General features: G+C 44.7%; 9 protein-coding genes. 5 read left to right on the top strand and 4 right to left on the bottom strand.

The features are described from left to right. Positions 1-131: 131 nt before the first annotated feature. The 3 genes from MTR11_RS15220 to MTR11_RS15210 all read right to left on the bottom strand — a co-directional run bounded on the left by MTR11_RS15220 (position 132) and on the right by MTR11_RS15210 (position 3,976). Entirely contained in the window at positions 132-1,421 is a 1,290-nt protein-coding gene (locus MTR11_RS15220; protein ID WP_243327990.1) for a linear amide C-N hydrolase, read from the bottom strand. 471 nt (positions 1,422-1,892) lie between these two features. Further along, positions 1,893-2,219, bottom strand: a complete 327-nt coding sequence (locus MTR11_RS15215) for a hypothetical protein (RefSeq protein WP_243327989.1) — start codon at positions 2,217-2,219, stop codon at positions 1,893-1,895. A gap of 86 nt (positions 2,220-2,305) precedes the next feature. Then, the gene (locus MTR11_RS15210) at positions 2,306-3,976 is read right to left on the bottom strand and encodes an FAD-binding oxidoreductase (protein WP_243327988.1); all 1,671 of its coding nucleotides are present in this window, start codon (positions 3,974-3,976) and stop codon (positions 2,306-2,308) included. A gap of 284 nt (positions 3,977-4,260) precedes the next feature. On the opposite strand from MTR11_RS15210, the gene MTR11_RS15205 reads away from it, so the two are divergent. Further along, the gene (locus MTR11_RS15205) at positions 4,261-4,734 is read left to right on the top strand and encodes a DUF1842 domain-containing protein (protein WP_243327987.1); all 474 of its coding nucleotides are present in this window, start codon (positions 4,261-4,263) and stop codon (positions 4,732-4,734) included. A gap of 124 nt (positions 4,735-4,858) precedes the next feature. On the opposite strand, the gene MTR11_RS15200 is transcribed toward MTR11_RS15205, so the two are convergent. Further along, entirely contained in the window at positions 4,859-7,540 is a 2,682-nt protein-coding gene (locus MTR11_RS15200) for an ATP-binding protein (protein ID WP_243327986.1), read from the bottom strand. Between the two features lie 1,347 nt (positions 7,541-8,887). On the opposite strand from MTR11_RS15200, the gene MTR11_RS15195 reads away from it, so the two are divergent. The 4 genes from MTR11_RS15195 to MTR11_RS15180 all read left to right on the top strand — a co-directional run bounded on the left by MTR11_RS15195 (position 8,888) and on the right by MTR11_RS15180 (position 20,637). Then, positions 8,888-10,186: a hypothetical protein gene (locus MTR11_RS15195; RefSeq protein WP_243327985.1), complete on the top strand. Its 1,299-nt coding sequence runs from the start codon at positions 8,888-8,890 to the stop codon at positions 10,184-10,186. Between the two features lie 7 nt (positions 10,187-10,193). Further along, entirely contained in the window at positions 10,194-11,156 is a 963-nt protein-coding gene (locus MTR11_RS15190) for a formyltransferase family protein (protein ID WP_243327984.1), read from the top strand. Positions 11,157-11,187: 31 nt separating this feature from the next. Then, on the top strand, positions 11,188-11,802 hold the full coding sequence (locus MTR11_RS15185; RefSeq protein ID WP_053807894.1) for a phage tail protein: 615 nt from the start codon (positions 11,188-11,190) through the stop codon (positions 11,800-11,802). 120 nt (positions 11,803-11,922) lie between these two features. Further along, entirely contained in the window at positions 11,923-20,637 is an 8,715-nt protein-coding gene (locus MTR11_RS15180) for an Ig-like domain-containing protein (protein WP_243327983.1), read from the top strand. The last annotated feature ends 183 nt before the right edge of the window (positions 20,638-20,820 follow it).

Below are 20,820 nucleotides of genomic sequence, written 5' to 3'. Positions count from 1 at the left end.
GACTGAATGGCGATTATCTTGTTTAGTTCCAGATAAATTAAGAATAGTGAATTTAGCAGTTTGTCTTTTAAAAGCCCCGCTTAGAAAGCGGGGCTTTTTGCTTCTCATTTGTTTGCGCTTCAAAATTAACTCTAAGCGATTTTAATAGTTGGTCGAGATTCGACTTGTTCAAACGGTAATGATGTTGTAACTGGCATGAGTTGTAAAACGCTTGAGATCTGACAGTCTCTATTTAACCCACTATAGTCTTTGACGTTGGCGACGCGCCAAGTCATGTCTCCGTAGGTACGCAAGTAGAACGCGGGTGACTGATGACTGTTATGCCTAATAACGCTCCATTGGGTGATATCACTAAAAAAGACTTCAGGGTTATCGGATGTCTCAAACTCATTCGCCATGATGCCCAAAGGTATATCAACGCGATTAAGTAGCTTTTGTCCGAGTGAGAAGGCTTCGTCGAAGTTAGTTGGTTGTTCGCTTAACTGCTTAATTGCATAGGTTTGTACAAATCGAGACGGCGGTGTTGGGTCGGCGGGTAGACCCATCAAGCCAGCACCATTGATTGATTGAAGTGGGCTAGGCACTTGGACATGACGTTGCATGGTTACTTCATTGTTCGGTTCTGGGTTGTAGTTGCGCAAATTGGAAAAATAAGAGAGGTGATTGACATGCCAATGGTAATTTGGGCAGTTAGTCATTACTCCAACGTAGGAGTGGTCCACAACCACTTTATAATCATCAAAGTCGTATTCGGTACATTGATAGCGTGCTTGCTGGTTTTCCTCTTTGCTGAACATATCGCTTTCTTTGAATGCTCGATAGATATGCATATTACCGTTAAGAAACTCAATGACTGCACTGTCATTATTTGCATCGTGAATCACGAAATGCTGGTCTAAAGCCATGTTGTCACTCTCTGTTTCACCAGTTGAAATAGTCGAGTTAAACACGTAAACGGGGTGGGTGGTGAAGTAGGTCACCATCTCGTCCACAGTATTAAACGTAGACAAGATAAAAGTACCAAACAGACCGCTTCCTAATGCAAAGGCATCATTGGGGATGTGAGAGGTCGATACATTTTGATTGAGTATGGGCAAGTATAGCGATCCGACGGAAAGGCCGGATTCATTAATGCCATCAGCTGTTAAAAGAGGGTTATTATATCGGGTAATGGCGTTGCAGTGGATGAAGCTTAATTTTCCCTTCCAACTTGCTTTAAACTCACATTCTTTACTGTGACGTTGTGGCGGCTGACCATTAAAAACACGGTCGGCTTTTCCGTCGGAAGTAAAGGTCGTAATTTGGTAAGTTTGTTGGGCTCTAAACCAGATTTCGGTCTGTAGGTTAACTGCAAACTCCATGGTTCTAGCGGATAAGGTTTGGTTGTTACAACCATAGTTGATATTTACATCTGTACACATAGCCATGCTTTCCGTTGTTTATTTTGAATGATGCATCTCCAAGACACTCCCTGAATCAAGTGCTTAGAGATTACGTGGATATAGAAGAATTGCGCTTTAATAATGGTTTTAACCATTGAGATAAGTGCATGCTATTAAGTTAAGCATTCAATTAAAAAACATCAGTAGCAGTTTAGTATCAGTTGATAGAGTTAAAATAAAAAGTGATGTATTAAGTCAAACTCTTTGATCTTAGAATTCAATGATATATTTATTTTATCAATCTTGGTTACTCTAGATTTAAAGTTGATTTTAAAAGGAATTTTTATTGATTCGATTATCTTGCAGTGGTGATATAAAGTGAGGGCATAAAGTTAACAGTTTCAGATTGTGATTGAAAATGGGGAGAGTTTTCAATCCAAATACCGAGAAATGAAACTGCCCGAGAAGTTATTCAACTGTCTCGGGCAAAGTGATGAATCGGGTGAGCGGCTATAAAGTTTTCTCACAAGATCCGCTAAGTGGTGGAGATATTTTTAAATTGTCATTAAAGATTTCCACAACGACGGGGCCTTTATTTTCGTCTTTTGCATAGAATGCACAGGACTTGTCGCCAGTATAGGTTTCGCCTGCTTTTTTGAAGTTGTAGTACCAGGAGTCATGCGTAGCGGCACCGGATTCAAAGCTAGCAGATTCAGATTGTTCGCCAGTATTCAAGTCGAAACGAACCTCCATTTCCGGAGAGTCTTTAAATCTCACATATCCGGTGATTTTATCGTTGGAGTTATTTTTAACGTAAAATGAACCCTTAGTTGTCATAATTTTTCCTCTTTTTAATTTCTATACGTGATAGAACGGCCAAATGACGGTCTGTTAATATATGCTTCTTAAGATGAATATTGATTTTAAATGATGGTCTTATTAGTTCTAAGATGATTAAACTTATCCTTAGCGTATTTTTCTTTTATGCCGATTAAGTCGCTGTAGCTTCGATCAAAATAAACGCTTGTCGGAATTGCCGGATCTTTAAAGCTGATGAAGGCACCATAGGTTCCCGGTATATCAGCTTCTCTGGCTGTATCAATCCAGTCCATGGCTCTGTTTACATCGACAAGTACTGGGTTATTTTGTAGTTCTAGTTTTTGCTTTATCTCTTCATTCCACCAGGTTTGGTATTGGACCGTATATTGACACTTACGGTAAGGGAAGGAGATGTCTTCAAGATGGTTGGAGTGATGATAAAAGTCGCCAGTGATAGCTCCTAAGGTGACGTAACTAAATAGCCCTTGCTCGCGGTTTTCAGACTTTATCAAAGGTGAAGTCAAGCTTTGTAGAAGGGCTGTATAGCCTTCTGGATTGAGACCTTGCTCAGAGACCAATCGTGAAGTGATTTTGTGGGGGGCTGGCGCGTCATAATCGGGTGGGAAAGGAGAACCACTTTGACACAAAGAATCGCGCCCCCATGTGCTCATCAGGGAGTGATCGTATTTCTTCCCGTCAAAATCAGTGCCATGTGCTTCATAGACTTGAACTAAATCAGGGGAGCAAGCGCCAAATTGAACGGCTATAAATTGGTGAAGATCTTGTTCTGTTCCTTCCCAGTAGCCGTACATGGTGCAGTGATGGCTGATGGTTTCGAGATCACAGTGGTTAGATGATTCAGGCAGAGCATCAATTTGCAAGTTGGTGCCGAGAAGTTTAGCCGTGCCGAGACTTTTTATAACCTGCTCCCAATTTTTTAGCACATCTATGGTCGGGTGCGATGGTATTGGCTGAAGCATACCGTTGATTTTTTGATAGAGATTCCACTGAAGCTCGAAGCGGTGGATCTCTTTGGGTAAAGGAAATGTTTTTACGCGCAGCTCGGTAATAATGCCATAACTCATGCCCCCGCCGCCTCTTAGTGCCCAAAGCAGGTGAGGATTGGACTCCGCTGAAACTTCTGTGATCGTACCATCACCCAATACCACGGTTGCGCTGACTAGGTGCTCACAACACATGCCATATTTTCGCGTCCATGGGCCCCATCCGCCACCTTGAATATAGCCAGTCAAACCTACTGTGGCACAGGTTCCATGTGCAATCATTCGATCATGTTCTGCAAGTTTTGGTGTCAGTTGATAGAAGCGATAACCAGCGCCAATGGTGGCAATGTTGTCACACAGTTGGAAGGTCTTAATTCTGCTTACATCAATTAAAATGACATTGTTGCCACTGCATTCACCAGCGTGATCATGCCCTCCCGAGCGAACGCGAATAGGGAGATTTAATCGAGTTGCTGTCAGATAAGCTTGCTGAACTTCTAATGTATTTTCGCACATGACAATAGCAAAAGGTTGGTATTGATAGCGAGTATTGAAAATGAGTGATTCGACTTGATATTGGTTTAAACCGGGAACTGGTGACACCGTGTCGTCACCAGGGGTCAGTAATCTATCTTTAGGAAAACCGGACTTTTCCATCTGCTGAATAAACAGTGTGGCATTATGGACGGAAATTGAGTAAGCACTAAGTACCGCAAGGCGTTGTATTTGAGGGCTAGGGTGTTGTTCCACAGATTCTTCCATTCGTTTCATGATTTATTATTCCTTGTTTTCCATTTGACCGATTGTTTTATTGATATTAGCTAAAGTGCATATGTGTGCCATATCAGTTTGGTATCAGTTAGTGTCAGTGAACCACCAGAGATATCATCGATCGTGCAGTAGCGTTTGGTTGATAAATAAAAATTATTGCGATCAGCTGACTGTGGACACTTTCATGGCGAAGTGGATCTGAGCCTAAAGTGATGCTGAACGTTAGTGACGTTTTATCTACATTGAATGGGTCACTAACGACGATAAATCAGTTGGAGAAAACAATGACTATTAATTTAAAAGAGTCACAAGCTATTTTTGCTGCTCATTATCATATTGGTAACGGTTTACCTGGAGGAGTGAGTTTCGATATCAAGCTACTTGTTGCTGGCGAAGACAAATCAATATTGGGCAAGGGACGTATTTGTCAGGCGGTCAACCCACCGTTAAATGTAGTGTCTGATCTCAATGGCAGTTTCAATTATCAATGCACGATGCGTGATTGTCATATCATGGTGACGTTGCAGGGCTACCAGCCTTACCTAGGCATTCCTCCTCTAGGAGCAGATCTTCACAACGTAACGCTCAACATCCTACTTAATGATGATTGGAAATCAGGCGTGGCATTTTATCGATACAAAAACAACTCGGGTGAATGGATTGAAGTAGCAAATCAACGCGTCACTTTGCAACTTCCTGAGCATGTTCCCAGCATTGAGCACCTTAAGGTAGAGAAAAGTGATCTTGCGCCAGCGTAAATCCCACTGGTGATGACACTGCGTTCAAAACACAGATATTCGATGGTTTCGAATATCTGTGTTTGACGAGGTAAATCGAGCAAACTCGATGATTTGACGGGTGAGTTCTTCGTTTATCGAATACTCATTGCTGAGTGGAGGTGAAGAGCCAATGGTCGAGTTCATCAACACTGATTTGGGCCTGATTGAGTTGATGCTTACGCGCGGCTTGATTGAAGTTTAATAACTCAGAGACGGAGCTGGACTGGTCGAGTAAGGCGAGCATCAGATTCGCCTGTTCAATATAAAAATCGCCCCATGGATGCGGGTCCTCTCGGGTGAAGTTAGCCAGCTTATCGCGATATTTTCGAAGTAGTGCAGGCAACTTATACTGCCACGCTACTTGGATTCCTTGCTGGTAAAAGCGTAAATAGTTATGGCCAACACAGGGTGACTCTAGCCAAGTTTCGCCAGTGCGCAAAGCGGAGAGAGCCGCTGATTCATCGCCACAAACAAGGGCCTTGGTAGATGCGAGCCAAGGACCAATAAAATTGTGTAGCTTATTGGTACGAACAAGATCTAGAGCTGTGTCGATATCCGCAAGGGCTTTCTCTGATTGACCCTGATACCAGTGTAGCCTTGCACTGGACTCCAAAAGAAATGCGACAAATCGATGGGCATTGAGCTGTTTTGAAAGCTGTAGTGCGGTCGAGATTTCGTTTTCAGCTTGCGCCAATGCATTACGGTCGAGAAAGATCCATGCTGCTGTAAGTCGGGAAACAATTTCTGCTCGGCGGTTTGCCGTGAGATAGGCGAGATTTGAGGCATGCTGAGTCTGTTTTAGTGCTTCGCCAGATTGCAGTTGATAGATCATCACTGTTGCCAGCATGTAGCGATTGGCAGTTTCAATCGAAAGCAACTGATGTTGCTCGCACAATTGCAAGCACTGGGTTAAGTGTTCGTAAGCTCGAGCCATTTTTCCTTGTGCATAGGCGCAGTCTCCAAGGCCGCCAAGCGATTTCGCTTTCGCGCGAAAACAGTTTGCTCGCTTACTGTAATCCAACGCGAGTAAATGTTCTTTCTCACATTCGTCTAGCTGCCCAGTAGGGAACAGCATATTGCCTCGCATCGAGTGGATTTCACACAAAGATTTATTTAACGTCAGCTTTTCGCACAGGGCTTGGGCTTGGTCTAAAATCGACATCGCTTGTACAAAGTTGTCGGTTAAGCGGTAGGGGTTAATGAGGTCTAAATAGTATTGAACACGTTCAGGATCATTTTCTGTGTGATGAACCGCTTGCTCAAGAACCTCAATACTCTCTTTGATGCGTCCCATCGAATACAGGCAGTTTCCTTTCATATTTAGTGCATACGCCATCTGTTCTTTAGGTGACTCTTTAATAGCGAACTCAATAAGTGTCAGTGCTTTTTCAAACTGATAATTACTCAGGTAATGTTTGGCGGTCTGTTCAAGAACAGTAAATACACCTTCGACCTTGGCATGATTAATATGGACGGCATATAAGAATCGATCTCGGTTCTCATACCATTTTGCACAGGCCATGTGTATTTTTGAACACTGTGACTTGTCTATTTGACGGAAAACAGCATTACAAATCAAATCATGATGGAAAAGGTATTGATCGCCATTGAGTTTTACTAAGCCAGCGTCGACTAACTTATCTGGTACGTAGCCGGGAATTCGAGTGATTTCACGCAGTTGCTCCAGTTGAAAGCACTGCCCCAACACAGAGGCAGTACAGAGTGCTTGGCGATCTTGGGCTGGAAGTTGAGCTAATTGTATCGAAACTAAATGTTCCAATGACTCCGGAACGTCTTTATCAAACTGAGAGCAAAGCAGTGTTTGGCGCAAGTACAGAGGATGGCCTTTCGCAAGCTTTATACAGTCATTGATATGTTTATTCTGTTGGCATGTGATTGAGCAAGCTAACTCGTAAGACTCTTCAGATGATAACTCCCTAAGTTCGATTAGGTTCACGTTGGTAAACCAAGATTGTTTGGAACTAAGTCGTTTTTGCTGCCTAAACGTCAGAAAGAGCAAAATATTGGTGTTTGTAATATGAGGTAGCAGTGTCTCAAGAAACGCCAACATTACCTCGTCGGCCCAATGGACATCTTCAACAATAATCAAGTGCGGTTTGCTGGTCTGCCGTTGTTGAATTAAGAAAGGGATAGATTGCTCTATCGTTTGTTTCAGCGTTTGGAACTCCATTAAGTTCAGCAACTGCTTTTCTGATTCGTTGAGTGCTACCCCCATTAACCAATAAAGGCAGAGGTGGAAAGAAGAGGGAATTGATGACTCGACAGTTTGCTGACGAATAGAATCATCGGTATCTTCACGAGTAAATGAACAAATTGCCCGAGTGAATATATTTTGAGGGGACAAGAGATCAGCACTGCCATGATTCAGGATTTGAATCTCAGTGGTTAAACACGAAGATCGATTCAAAGACGCAATGACCTGGTTGAGTAGGCTGGTCTTTCCTATCCCTGCGGTACCAGTAATACAATACGTTTGGCCTGCTTCTTGTTTTTGCCATCGCTTGATTCCGCTATTCAATGTTTCTAGTTCAAGTTTACGCCCTACAAAACAGTCAGTATGGCTTTGGTGTAAGGATACAAGATGCCAGTTGTTGAAGTCTGGCTCTCCTGTTAGAAACGGTTTTATTGGTCTGGCACAATTGGACGAGATAAAGCAAGGGCAAGCAGCTATTTCTCCCCAAGGGATTTTAACTAGGATTTCATTGATTGGGGTTATCGCATTCGGATGTTCCGATAGCTCAGTGACTCGATGCTTGTATTTCACATTGATAAAAGACCGAATCGAAGCCGAAAGAGCAACCTGTAATTGAAGGGCTAGTTGTCGAATTCGTTCAAAAACATATTCGTCCGATTCCTGTATAGACCAAGTAAGAACAAACGTCCGGTTTTTTATTATGGGTGTAGTGTTTTGGCTGAAAAGTAATGTTTGCAGAGTCTTTACGGTCAAATCACACTTTGCTTCGATTGCAAAAATAAAAAAATATGGTGGTGATGAAGACACATTTGTAAGTAATGGTTCTGAGGCGCGATCTATTAAGAGGTCCTCTACGGGGACAGAAAAGTATTCCGCGAGATTGGATGCGGTACGATACAGCACATTCGCCCCAGACTCTGCTCGCTTTATGGAAGCAATAGATACGACTAAACCCTGTTGAAAGCATTCTTCCGCCAGTCTTTCTTGGCTCAGTCCTAATTTCTTTCTCAGTTCTTTGAGTCGTAATACGTTGAGTGGAATTCTTCCATCCCTATTTGCCATATTTCACTCCGTTGTAACGTATAGCTTTTCCCAGTAAACCTGAATCGATTGGATATGTTGAGTGAATAAGTTTATCTTATTTCACCACATATAATACTAGTAGTTAAAATGTTACATACGAAAATGAAATGGGCATTTTAATCTTCAAACTACCTTAATTCATTGTTGTATTAGTAGTGTTTTTGTTATTAATAATTTTGATAATTATTGTTGTGAATTCATGTTTTTCTTAATAAGTTTTTTGAAATATCTTTAAATGTATATCTTTTAAAAGATTGCACACCTTCAACTTATATTGGGCCGCATTAAACTCTTTAATTTTAGAGATATAAATTGATAATCTTATTTTTAGTGTTTTTTTTATTCCTATTCTGGCGAGTTAAGTTTTTCTAGTCTATAAATTAAATATCGGTACTTTCTAAATAACTGCCGATAAAAATAATTTTAATTTCAATATTATAAATAGTTGGCTTTATACAATGGATATTGGCTTTTTCTGCCTGTTAAAAGGATTTCATATTACACCACACTTGAATGCCGCGCTTACCTCTATCAAGGTGACTGCGTGGCTGCCACATGTCAAACGATCTTGTTATCGAGGGGATTGGCAAGCGCTTGCTTTAGAAGAATCCTATCGAAAGGCCTATTACCCTAACTATTTACTACTCTCTGAATTTCCAGAATTGGAACTGTTTTTATCTCAATTTTTCTGCCCAATTTTGTCAGTACGGTTTATGAAATTAGATCCGTGAGCTCAGATATTATAACGCCGAGCTTATGGCGTATGTTTTTCTCAAGTACAGGCTTGTTTACATCATTAACAACTGCTACAGCGGCAATTGAGGTTCATGAATTATGCAAAAGGGCTCACCTATAGAATTCTACCAGCAACGTCCTCAATCTCGTGAGACGGTCGGTGTTGAAGAAGTGCAGCAACAAACTCAACAGTTTGGTTTTGCTGAACCCGAAATGGATGAGCTGCTTAAGTACTCATTACGGACTCAACTTGAGGCTATGCTCCAAAACCAACTCAGCACGGCTGAACGCCAACGGCAACTGAAAGAGAGTTTCGCTGCGGCAGTTGAGCTCGTATTGAAGGAGACGAAAGTTGAGCACCTAACACTGGTGCAAGCCTTTCAGAGCATGTATGGCAACGCGTGCCAATCTCTTTCTCTGGCTAAACTCACTCAAGAGGAACTGACCCGACAGTACATTTCCACATCTGGGCTGGTGATGTCTCCACTTAACTGTAAACACACCATCAAAGATGTGTACCGAATTAAAGGCTTTGCGTGTGGTACAAACAAAGCTATCCAACAAATGCTTGCCAACAAGCCACAGGTTAAAGTGCTTTATCCAGCTTGCGGCCCCTTTGCACCGTTGCTGCTGCCTTTACTTGCTCACTACAAACAAAGTGATCGGATTAGCGCAGAGCAGCTTCAGGTGACACTAGTAGATATTCACCCCGGAGCGATTAAAGCACTCAATCAATTGATCGCGGATCTCGATATCGCAGACTACATTGAAGCCTTAGTGGAAGAAGATGCTACCCAATTTTCGCCAACTCAAACGTTTGATCTCCTGATACTTGAAGCGATGCAGCATGGCTTTAGTCGGGAAGGGTTCCTCAGCATCGCGAAACATTTGGTTCAATATTTACATATTCAAGGCGAAATGATCCCCAATCAGGTATCTGTGCGCGCCATGATGGTCATCGGGGAGACGGAATTTAATCAACAATGGGAAAAAGCAGAGTATGCACATTCCAACCATTGCCAGCCGGAAGCGATAGATGATCGAATTGATCTGGGAGAAATTCTTAACGTCAATAAAGCCATGTTGCTCAGAAGCGAGATTTTTGAGCTAGATGGTGGAATAAAAATGCTGCAAGGCAACACCATTGAGCTGCCGAAAGATGTGCCAGATATGGCAAAACGTATCCTGGCCATTTACAGCCATATCGATACTTACGGAGATGCGATGGTCGGACAATACGACTCTGGTATTACCCATCCTAAACCCGACATGACTTTTTATGTGGATGCCAAGCCCAAAGCTGTTGAACACCATTACTTTGAAGCGAAGGGAGGGGATAAGGTCAGTTTCTATTATCAGTTAACCGGATTGCCAGGTTTTGTCGCCACCCATGGATGATTTCGATATGCAGCAAAAATACGTCGTTTTTACAGGAAGTTGTTACGCCTTGCCCATCATTCAGTTGTTGGCACAACAGCATAAATTGGCGGGCGTGGTAGTACCGGAAGGAGAACTAAATCCTGACTTACAGCAGCTACAGAGCTATCTGAGCGCTCAATCGATTCATATTACTCAGTATACCGCCAATGACAGCAGTGCTTTGATGGCGCAACTCGATGCTTGGCGAGTCACGGATGGCGTCATCTATTTGTTCAGGCACATAGTTCATTCCTCGCTGTGTCAGTTTTTCAACGGAAACTTGTACAACATTCATCCGGGAAAGCTGCCCGAGTATCGAGGCCCGATGCCTCTCTATTGGCAATTAAGAGAGGGTTTAGACACCTTTAGCCTCACCCTGCATCGTCTTGAGGCATCGGTTGATTCCGGTGCTATAGGAATGGAGTTAGAGGTACCATTTCACCCGTTTGAGACCTTAACCAGTGCTCAGCAAAAAGCGTCACAAATGACGGCTAAGCTGATGTATGACTTCCTCATCGCGCAACAAAAGCAAGGGCTGGTTTGGCGTGAGCAAGTATCAAACCCCAACGAAGTGGCACGAGCAGTAAACCAACATGATCTACACATTCGTTGGAACGTGCAAACGAGTCGCGAAATCGTCAATTTAGTGCGAGCAGGCAATCATGACTTAGGAGGTGCGATGTTGAGCTTGCCAAATGGTGTCGCCAATGTTTTGCAAGCAAGCGCAGTGGAGACTTCTTTAGTCGGTGTTGAGGCGGGGAGCATTCTCGAGATCAGCCCACAACATGGGTTACAAGTGAAAACGTTAGATAGCGCCATATCAATAGATGTTATTGCTACACCGCAAGGCGTGTTTTCGGGTTATCGCTACGCGCAAATGGCTGGGCTGGACGCTGGCATGTCATTGCTTCAGCCTGCGAGTAAAGATTACGTTATGGGTTGGTTTTAACTTAAGTGTATACGTTAAAAGGAAGAACAGTATGGCTACAGAACCGTATCTTGGGACACTAACCGCATTTGGCGGCAATTTTGCAATTAGAAATTGGGCAATGTGCTCGGGGCAAATGCAGGCAATTGAAGATAATCCAGCACTCTTCTCTCTAGTAAGCACTCTATACGGAGGTGACGCCCGAACTACCTTTGGTTTACCTGATTTGCGTGGCCGCAGTCCAGTTGGTGTAGGCACACGACCTGGGGGGATGGATTATCATCAGGGAGAAAGATTGGGTACTGAACTGGTAACTATTGATATAACCCAAATGCCAGCACACTTACATACGGCAATCTTTACCCCTCTTGGCACTTCTGCACCTGTAACAGGCAGGATGCAGGTTGCTACCAATGCTGCAAATACACAGGTACCCGATAGTAATTCGTATATAGCGCAAAACTCTACCCCTGGGTTCTATAAACCGACGTTTCAGCAACCAGATTTGACTGAGATCGAAGGCTTAAGTGTGTCTGGTGGTGGCTCGGAAGGAGGTACTGTAACTGTGACTGAAACAGGCGGTTCAGTGCCACTTAATATTTTGAGCCCGGTATTGCCGATTAATTGGTTAATTGCCACTGCGGGAGTATACCCACCGCGCAGCTAATCAACCAAGAAAGAATTGGCTGAAACTTTCGCTAATCCTTTCCTATAAAAAAATTAAATATTTAAGTTGATTATGATAACCCGGCTATGTTGATAAGGCCGTCATCTTCAGGAGAGGAAAATGAGATTACGTCGTCAGGTAGCGATCGCAATTACAACAGCATGGGTGTCCTCAGCGTTTTTTTCCGGTGAAGCCTGGGCCGCACAGCAAACGATTAACTACTCTAATGGTTCAGGTTCCAATTTTAGTGAGGTGGAGACAGGCGTCACTGGGGGTATGCCCTCGGTCACTCTTACCAATGCAGGTGCTGTGTCTATGGTATTAGATGCCGGCAATAGCACTGATAGCACTCCGTTTACTGGCCTAAATGACCTCGGGTTTGTAGCTGGTGTTTTTTTCTCAAATACCATGATTAATGAGTTCAACAATCGTGGCTTCCGCTTTTTTGAGAGATCAAGTACTAACTTCAGTTTCGACGAAATTACCTTTATGCAGGGGTCGGCCCGAGACTCAGATAAAACGTATCAACTTGTGTTAACTGGCTTCTCTAATAATACTCAAACAGTGACCGAAACTGTCACCTTGCCAAAAGGTGGTGAAGCAAACTCAGGGTTACAGGATTTGTTTACCCTGACCCGTGGTACAGACTTTACTGATTCTGCATGGCAGGACGTTGATACAGTGACTATGGCGTTTACCCGAAGTCCGGGTGCTGACTCTCGTTATCTTATCAAAAGTATCAAGATTGATGACGCTGCGGTTTCAGACTCAACCGCGCCTACTTTTGTCAGTGCGAGCTCAACCCCCACTGATGATGCAACCAATGTTTCTGTTAGCAAAAACATCGAGATTGCCTTTGATGAGAATATTGAGCTGAAGAGCGGCAATATTACCATTCGTAATGTTACAGACAGTCGCGATTTTGAAGTATTTAATGTTGCCACCGAAAGCGATGGCACAACAACTTCACCAGGCGCTGGCCGCATCAGTGTTACCAACGATAAAGTTTACTTAAACCCAACCAGTGATCTGATAGGAAACCGGACTTACGCCATTCATATTGAATCTAGTGCCGTGGCTGACACCGCAAATAATAGCTTTGCTGGGATCAGCGATGATGCCACATTTAACTTTACTACGGTCGATACCACGCCAAATGCGCCATCTACACCCGATTTAGATGCTAGTTCGGATACCGGATCATTAAATACTGATAATATTACCAGTGACACTACTCCAACGTTTAGTGGGATTTCCGAGAGTGGATCGATCGTTACTTTATACAGTGATCAAGTCGGTGGAGGTGCAACGGTTATTGGCACAGGCACTGCTACTGGAGGAAACTGGCAGATAACAACCAATGAGTTGGCGTCTGGTATTACACATGCAATAAGTGCTAAAGCGTCTGATAGCGATGATAATGTTAGCTCGGCATCCAACGCGTTAAGTGTCACCATTGATACAGTAGCACCATCCGTAGTGAGCATTACCACGCCGATTGAGGCTGATAGTATCGTCAACGCTGCAGAAGACAACGATGTGCTTATCGCTGGCTCCGGCGCGGAAGCAGGCAACAGCGTGACCGTGACTATCACAGACAATAACAGCTCTGTCAGTCGTACGGTGACGGCCGACAACTCAGGCAACTGGACGCTGAGCGGCAGCGAGCTGGATATCAGTGGCCTGAACAATGGTACCCTGACTGTGTCTGCAACCCAAGCTGATATAGCAGGTAATATCTCCACCGCAGCCACACAGAGCATTACCCTGGACAATGCTGGCCCATCAGCAGTGACCATCACCACGCCGATTGAAACCGACGGTATCGTCAATGCGACAGAAGATAACGATGTGTTGATCGCTGGCTCCGGCGCGGAAGCAGGCAACAGCGTGACCGTAACCATCACAGACAATAACAGCTTTGTCAGTCGTACGGTGACGGCCGACAACTCAGGCAACTGGACGTTGAGCGGCAGCGAGCTTGATGTAAGTGCGTTTAACAACGGCACCCTGACGGTGTCTGCAACCCAAGCAGATATAGCAGGTAATACTTCCACCGCCGCCACCCAGAGCATTACCCTGGATAACGCCGCACCATCAGCTGTGACCATCACCACGCCGATTGAAACTGATGGCATCGTCAATGCGGCAGAAGACAACGACGTGCTGATTGCTGGCTCCGGCGCGGAAGCAGGCAATAGCGTGACCGTGACCATCACGGACTACAGCAATTATGCCAGTCGTACGGTGACGGCCGACAACTCAGGCAACTGGACGTTGAGCGGCAGTGAGCTTGATGTAAGTGCGTTTAACAACGGCACCCTGACGGTCGCGGCTAGCCAGAGCGATGCTGCGGGCAACACCTCCAGTGCAGCTAGCAAAACATTTACGTTAGATAACGTGCAGCCAACTGTTTCTTTGAGCAGTTCAGACCTCGATTTGATCTCTGGCGAAACGGCGAGTATCACGTTCACCTTAAGTGAGTCATCAAGTGACTTTGCTGAGTCAGATGTCACCGTCACTGGCGGCAGTTTGTCCAACTTTGCAGGCAGTGGTAGCAGTTACACGGCGACCTTTACACCAACGGAAGAGAGTGTGGCGAGCGGCACCATTGATGTTGCCACCGGCACATTTACCGATGCTTCTGGTAACAGCAATAGTGCAGCAACACCACTTTCCATCAGCGTCGATACTATGCTTCCAACCGTCAGTATCACTAGCTCCAGCGCTGCGCTGAAAGCGGGAGAAACGGCAACACTCACGTTTACCTTGAGTGAAGCCGCAACTGATTTTGCCGAAGCCGATGTGACCGTTGCTGGCGGAACTCTTTCTAACTTTGCGGGCAGTGGCGCCAGTTACACGGCTACCTTTACACCTGCAGAAGAAAGCACTGAGGATGCAACTATTAATGTTGCAGCAGAGCAATTTAGCGACGCTGCAGGTAACCTCAATACTGCAGCGACTCAGTTGTTGATTTCAGTGGATACGGGGATCCCGACTGGACATAGCATCAGCATTGATCAGGAGAGCATTAACAAAACCAACGAACAAGCGATGAGCTTTACCTTCGCAGCAGCTGAAGTGAACGCGATGTGCACTTATCGCGTGACCGACGGTACCACGACCATTGACGGCGCTAGTCAAACAATCTCCTCGGAGACCATGCAAGTAACGGGCATTGACGTCACTGGTTTGCAAGAGGGGACGTTGACAGTAAGCGTGGTGGTAACCGATGCCGCAGGCAACGCATCTGATGCAGTGACGGATACGGTGACTAAACGCTACGATGTCGCGCCAACGGCAGTTGATGATAGCTTCTCGACTGAGGAAGATACGGCGAAACAGTTTGATCTGTTAGCCAACGATTCCGATATAAATGATGACATAGTCGCTTCTTCTGCAACAGTTAAAACACAACCAATTAAAGGTCAGGTGTCGATCAGCAACGGCGTTGTTACCTATACGCCAAATAGTAATGAGACAGGCACGGATAGCTTTACCTATACCGTGAAAGATGCCTTGTTACAGGAGTCACAAGACGCGACAGTAACCGTCACTATCAGGGCTATAAATGATGCGCCAGTCGCGAAAGAGCTGACCATTAACACTGACGAAGATACCGCAAGCGCAGCAGTCACCGCGCGTAGTCAAGCGAAGGATGTTGAAGATGGCATCCCAATGGGTGATTTAGCGTTAGTTAGTTTGCCTCAAAAAGGACAAGTCGCCATTGATCAAACTGTAGGCACTTTTGTATATACGCCGAATGCGAATGAAAATGGTAGCGACAGTTTTACTTACACGATCGCAGACAGTGAAGGCGGCGTTTCTCTTGCGGCCACGGTCAGCGTCAATATCGGTTCCGTCAATGACTCACCAGTGGCGGAGGCAGACAGTTTTACCTTTGATGAAGATGTCACATCGACACTCGATATTTTAAGTAACGACAGTGATATTGAAGATGGGTCATTCACCCCGAGTAGTATTACCCTGCAAGATCTTGGTCAAGGAGAGGGGGGATATAGTTTTGCCACGGTCAGTGTCAATGCCGATGGGACCCTACAGATTGTGCCAACAGCGAACGTCAATGGTCAACATAGCTTTACCTACACGTTAACCGATAGTGGTCAAGCGGTCTCCGTGCCAGCAACCATCACGCTCAATATTACGCCAGTGAATGATGCCCCCGTTGCTGTTGATAACAGTGCACAACTACTAGAGGGAGGCTCCTTCGAGGTCAACGTATTAGGCAATGATAGTGATGCCGATGCTGGAGACAGTTTTGAACTCACTAGTGTCACAGTCGTCGATACGCCAGCATATGGTAGTGTGAACGTGACGGCGTCTGGAGCGATTGTTTACAACCCCAATGAAAACTACTTCGGTGAAGACAGCTTCACCTATACGGTGGCAGACTTAGCAGGTGCTGTATCTAACGTCGCAACAGTGACCATGACGGTAACACCGGTCAACGACGCACCAATGGCGCAAGCACAGTCACAAACGCTTGATGAAGACAATAGTTTGGTGATCACGTTGGTTGGTTCAGATATTGATAACGATGATGACACTCTGCAGTATCTTATCACTGAGCAAGTCAGTCATGGCGTGCTAGAACAGTTGACCAATAATGGTTGGCGCTATACACCAGAAGCGAACTTCAATGGCTCCGACTTCTTCTTGTTCAAGGTCAACGACGGTGATCTCGACTCGACAGAGGTTCGTGTCGATTTGACGGTGAATGCAGTCAACGATACACCAACTGCGACCGATGTCAGTGCTACGGGAGAGGAAGAGATACCGCTGACCATTACTTTAAATGGTAACGATGCAGAAGGCTCATCTTTGAGCTATCAAATTGTAACATCGCCAGTCAACGGTAATGTTACCGTCACAGGCAATCACGCGGTTTATACGGGTAACAGTAACTTCTTTGGTCAGGACAGTTTCACTTACAGCGTAAGTGACGGAGAACTTACCTCTGGAGTGGCGTTAGTGACCATCACGGTGAATAACGTTAATGACTCGCCAGTGATTACGGGTACCCCATCGACGCAAGTGGATGAAGATAGTGTGTATCAGTTTGTGCCCGCGGTATTGGACGATGACCCAGCGGATACTCTGACCTACTTGATAGCTAACAAGCCACCTTGGGCTACATTTGACAAGACAACAGGAGCACTTTCTGGCACGCCAAGTAACAGTGATGTGGGTACTTATCCAGATATCGTGATTAGCGTATCCGATGGTACTATTTCTTCCTCATTGTCAGCGTTTTCGATTACTGTGAATAACGTGAATGATGCACCTGTTATCTCTGGCTCACCAGCAACACAAGTGAATGAAGACAGCGCCTATCTGTTCACGCCACAAGTGTCAGATGTTGACAGCCAAGCCTTTACTTTCAGTATCGTGAACAAGCCATCTTGGGCTAGCTTTGATGCATCAACAGGCACGCTCAGTGGTACACCAGATAATGGTGATGTTGGCAAATATCAAGGCATTGTTATCTCGGTTTCTGATGGTCTCACGACCACAATGCTCAATAGATTCAGCATTGTTGTTAACAATATCAATGACGCTCCAGTGATCAGTGGCACTCCTGCTCTTACTGTCAACGAAGGCAGTACGTATCGCTTTGCGCTGCAGGCATCGGATGTTGATAGTAGTAGCTTGAGCTTTTCAATCCGCAATAAACCATCATGGGCAACCTTTGATAGAGCTACTGGGTTGCTAAGTGGTACGCCGGAAAATGAGCATGTTGGCAGCACCAATAATATTGTTATTAGTGTCTCTGACGGTGAGCTAAGCGCTTCTCTAGCAGCGTTTAGCATCACGGTAATCAACGTCAATGATGAGCCAGTGGCGGTTAATGATACCTATGTCTTTACCGAGAGTAACGATGGTAGCTACTTATTGGATGTACTTAGCAACGACAGCGATATTGATCTAGACACATTACAACTGGAATGGGTTAAACCTACATCTGGAACGGCAACGATTGTGGGCAGTCAAATCCAATTGGCAACGACCTCAATTGGTACAGTGACAGTGCAATACAGTGTGAAAGATGGTAATGGTGGAAAGGCCACCGCGACAGCAATCGTGACAATTAAAAGTGCGAAATTGGACGCACCAACAATAACCGCACCTTCAGATATTGAAGTGAAAGCAACTTCGCTCTTTACTAAAGTTGCATTAGGCTCTGCCGTGGCCCGAGATAGTACAGGCAAGCTATTACCTGTTTCATTGGTCGACAGCACGACCTTCTTCCGACCTGGAACTAATACGGTCTATTGGCGTACTCAAGACTCTGATGGAAACGTCGCTGAGGCTAGTCAAACGGTAACAGTGTATCCACTGATAAGTATCTCCAAAGATGCGCAAACCACGGAAGGCACCAACCATAGCGTAACGATACACCTTAACGGCCCTTCGCCGAGTTACCCAGTAGTCGTACCTTACACGGTTTCAGGAAGCACAGACAGTGATGACCACACACTCACCTCTGGCGAAGTGGTGATAACTAGTGGTACCGAAGGCAAACTTTCGTTCGAACTACTTAATGATGGACAAAGTGAAGGCGTTGAAACCTTAGTGATTGATTTGGACAGCACCCTTAATCTAGGTAGTAAGAGTCGTTACACCTTGACAATCTTTGAAGAGAATGTGGCTCCGAAGGTCTCGGTAAGTGTATCTCAGGCGGGGGAGCAGCGGAGCCAAATTGAAAATGGTGTTGAACCGGTCACAATCACAAGCAGTGTTAATGATGCCAATATGTCCGATATACACAGTTTCAGATGGACTAGTGATAGCGATGTACTTAACCAAGCGATTGCGGGGCAGATGTACAGCGAAACATTGACTTTCTCTCCGCAATTACTGAGTTCAGCAATTTACAATTTGCAATTGACAGTTACTGACAATGGCACTCCACCATTATCAGTGACACGGAATGTCTATTTAGAAGTGGTACAAACATTGGCGGAGCTCGGAAGTGAAGATAGTGATGGCGACTTAATCCCTGATGATCAAGAAGGTCATAATGATAGTGATGGTGATGGCATTCCTGACTATCTTGATGCAATTTCTGACTGTAACGTAATTCAACAGGTTGTGTCAGAAAAAGATCGCTTCCTCATTGAGGGGCAGCCAGGTGTCTGTTTACGCAAAGGAATAACCATTCTGACTAACACAACAGGAGGAGCTTTATTGCTAGATGAGGAGCTTCCTAAAGATATCAACATGAAGAGCATAGGTGGAATCTTTGATTTTGTAGTAACTAATTTGCCGCTGCCCGGCCAAAGCTATCAATTAGTTTTGCCTCAGCGTTTACCTGTTCCAGCAAATGCAGTGTACCGAAAGTATAACGCTGAACAGGGGTGGATAGACTTTATTGAGGATGCTCAAAACACAGTTTCTTCTAGTGCTGGCGAGGCTGGTTATTGTCCGCCACCAGGGCACAGTTCATGGTCACAGGGTCTGACTGAAGGTGACTGGTGTGTACAACTTACCATTGAAGACGGTGGTCCGAACGATGATGACGGATTGGCTAATGGCAGTGTCGTTGACCCTGGCGTCGTTGCCGCTCGTGTAAACAATAATGCACTCCCTCAAGCGATTGACGACAATGCGTTTGTTAGTCTCAATGGTACGGTGACGCTCGATGTATTGAGTAATGATACCGATGCTGATGGTGATGGGCTGAAGGTAAGTCGCGCTTCTGTAGATATTGGTAGTGTTAGTGTGGTTGATAACAAACTAAGTTATGTCACTCAACCACAGTACTACGGGGAGGCTTTGATCACTTATAGCGTAACGGATGGTAATGGTGGAACGGGATCGGCGAAGGTGACGGTGAATGTGGTAAACAGTCAGAATCCGAATGCGGTGGACGATAATATTACCACCGATGATCGTACCCCTGTCACGGTTTATGTCCTTGCTAACGATACCGATCCGGATAACGACACATTGAAGTTGGTTTCAGTCCAAGCGCAGTATGGGCAGGTGGTCATGAATGCAGATCAGAGCGTGACCTATACCCCTACCTCAGGGTTTGAAGGCAATGATGTGTTGACATATATCATTCAAGATAGTCAAGGCCTGCAAGACACAGGGAAAGTTATAGTGACAGTTAAGTTGGTAAGAGATGTAAAGGTTGAAAATACTTCAGCAGGATCATTGGGTGGCATGATGTTGATGCTTTTGATTTTGTTAGGAGCCATGAAACGTTATGGAATAAACAGTGCTCTAGCACTAATTACTGTGTTTAGTTTTAGTAGTCAAGCGGGTTGGTATGTTGATGTTCAAATGGGATCAAGCCATGCAGATGAGCGTGATGCTGTTAAAGGTGATAACGTAATCTCTACTGACAACACCGGGCTCTACCGTTCTATCGGGTTTGGATATGCTTTTTCTGAGCAATGGTCAGGAACTATCCGTTATATTGATATGGGTGAAGGTAGTGCAACATTGCGTAGTGCTACTACTTCACCAGAAGACTATCACGTTAGTGTCGCATCTATAGCACCGCTCCTTGTAAAGGGCATAGGCTTCGACATCGGTTATAAGTTCTGGCAATACAATTCATGGTCCGCAAAACTGAGTTTGGGGGGCTTGTTCTGGGATACCGATATTGAAAGTACGTATCAAGGCAGCAAGATAACGACGGAAGTGGATGGTTTTGATGGATATATTGGTGCAGAAGTTGGCTACAACCTCTCAGATAATTGGGAGATCGGTGTCCAAGGCGCTCGTTATTTTTTACATGAAAATGATGTTGATATAATTGCGCTACAACTTCGTTATTTTTTTGAGCCGTTAGCAGCGTATTAACTTATGGTTTGGTATTTTTCGATAATTTATATCCCAATTGCTCATGAAGCGGTATGGTAAATCACTGGAGATTAATGTCGTGATTGTGCTCTTTATTATGTAGATTAATAGTCTATAACAAATCCTTAATTACCTTGAAGTCTTTTCTTCTTTAACATCTAGGGAAGGATAGTGTTTTGATAG

The organism is Vibrio sp. CCB-PB317, from assembly GCF_022808245.1.
Taxonomy (GTDB): domain Bacteria; phylum Pseudomonadota; class Gammaproteobacteria; order Enterobacterales; family Vibrionaceae; genus Vibrio; species Vibrio diabolicus.
This window is presented reverse-complemented; position numbering and strand designations above follow the sequence as displayed.

What these genes read in the sequence shown, in the direction of transcription:
- MTR11_RS15220 (WP_243327990.1), bottom strand. Translation starts at nt 1,421, where the DNA reads ATGTGTACAGATGTAAATATCAACTATGGTTGTAACAACCAAACCTTA.
- MTR11_RS15215 (WP_243327989.1), bottom strand. Translation starts at nt 2,219, where the DNA reads ATGACAACTAAGGGTTCATTTTACGTTAAAAATAACTCCAACGATAAA.
- MTR11_RS15210 (WP_243327988.1), bottom strand. Translation starts at nt 3,976, where the DNA reads ATGAAACGAATGGAAGAATCTGTGGAACAACACCCTAGCCCTCAAATA.
- MTR11_RS15205 (WP_243327987.1), top strand. Translation starts at nt 4,261, where the DNA reads ATGACTATTAATTTAAAAGAGTCACAAGCTATTTTTGCTGCTCATTAT.
- MTR11_RS15195 (WP_243327985.1), top strand. Translation starts at nt 8,888, where the DNA reads ATGCAAAAGGGCTCACCTATAGAATTCTACCAGCAACGTCCTCAATCT.
- MTR11_RS15190 (WP_243327984.1), top strand. Translation starts at nt 10,194, where the DNA reads ATGCAGCAAAAATACGTCGTTTTTACAGGAAGTTGTTACGCCTTGCCC.
- MTR11_RS15185 (WP_053807894.1), top strand. Translation starts at nt 11,188, where the DNA reads ATGGCTACAGAACCGTATCTTGGGACACTAACCGCATTTGGCGGCAAT.
- MTR11_RS15180 (WP_243327983.1), top strand. Translation starts at nt 11,923, where the DNA reads ATGAGATTACGTCGTCAGGTAGCGATCGCAATTACAACAGCATGGGTG.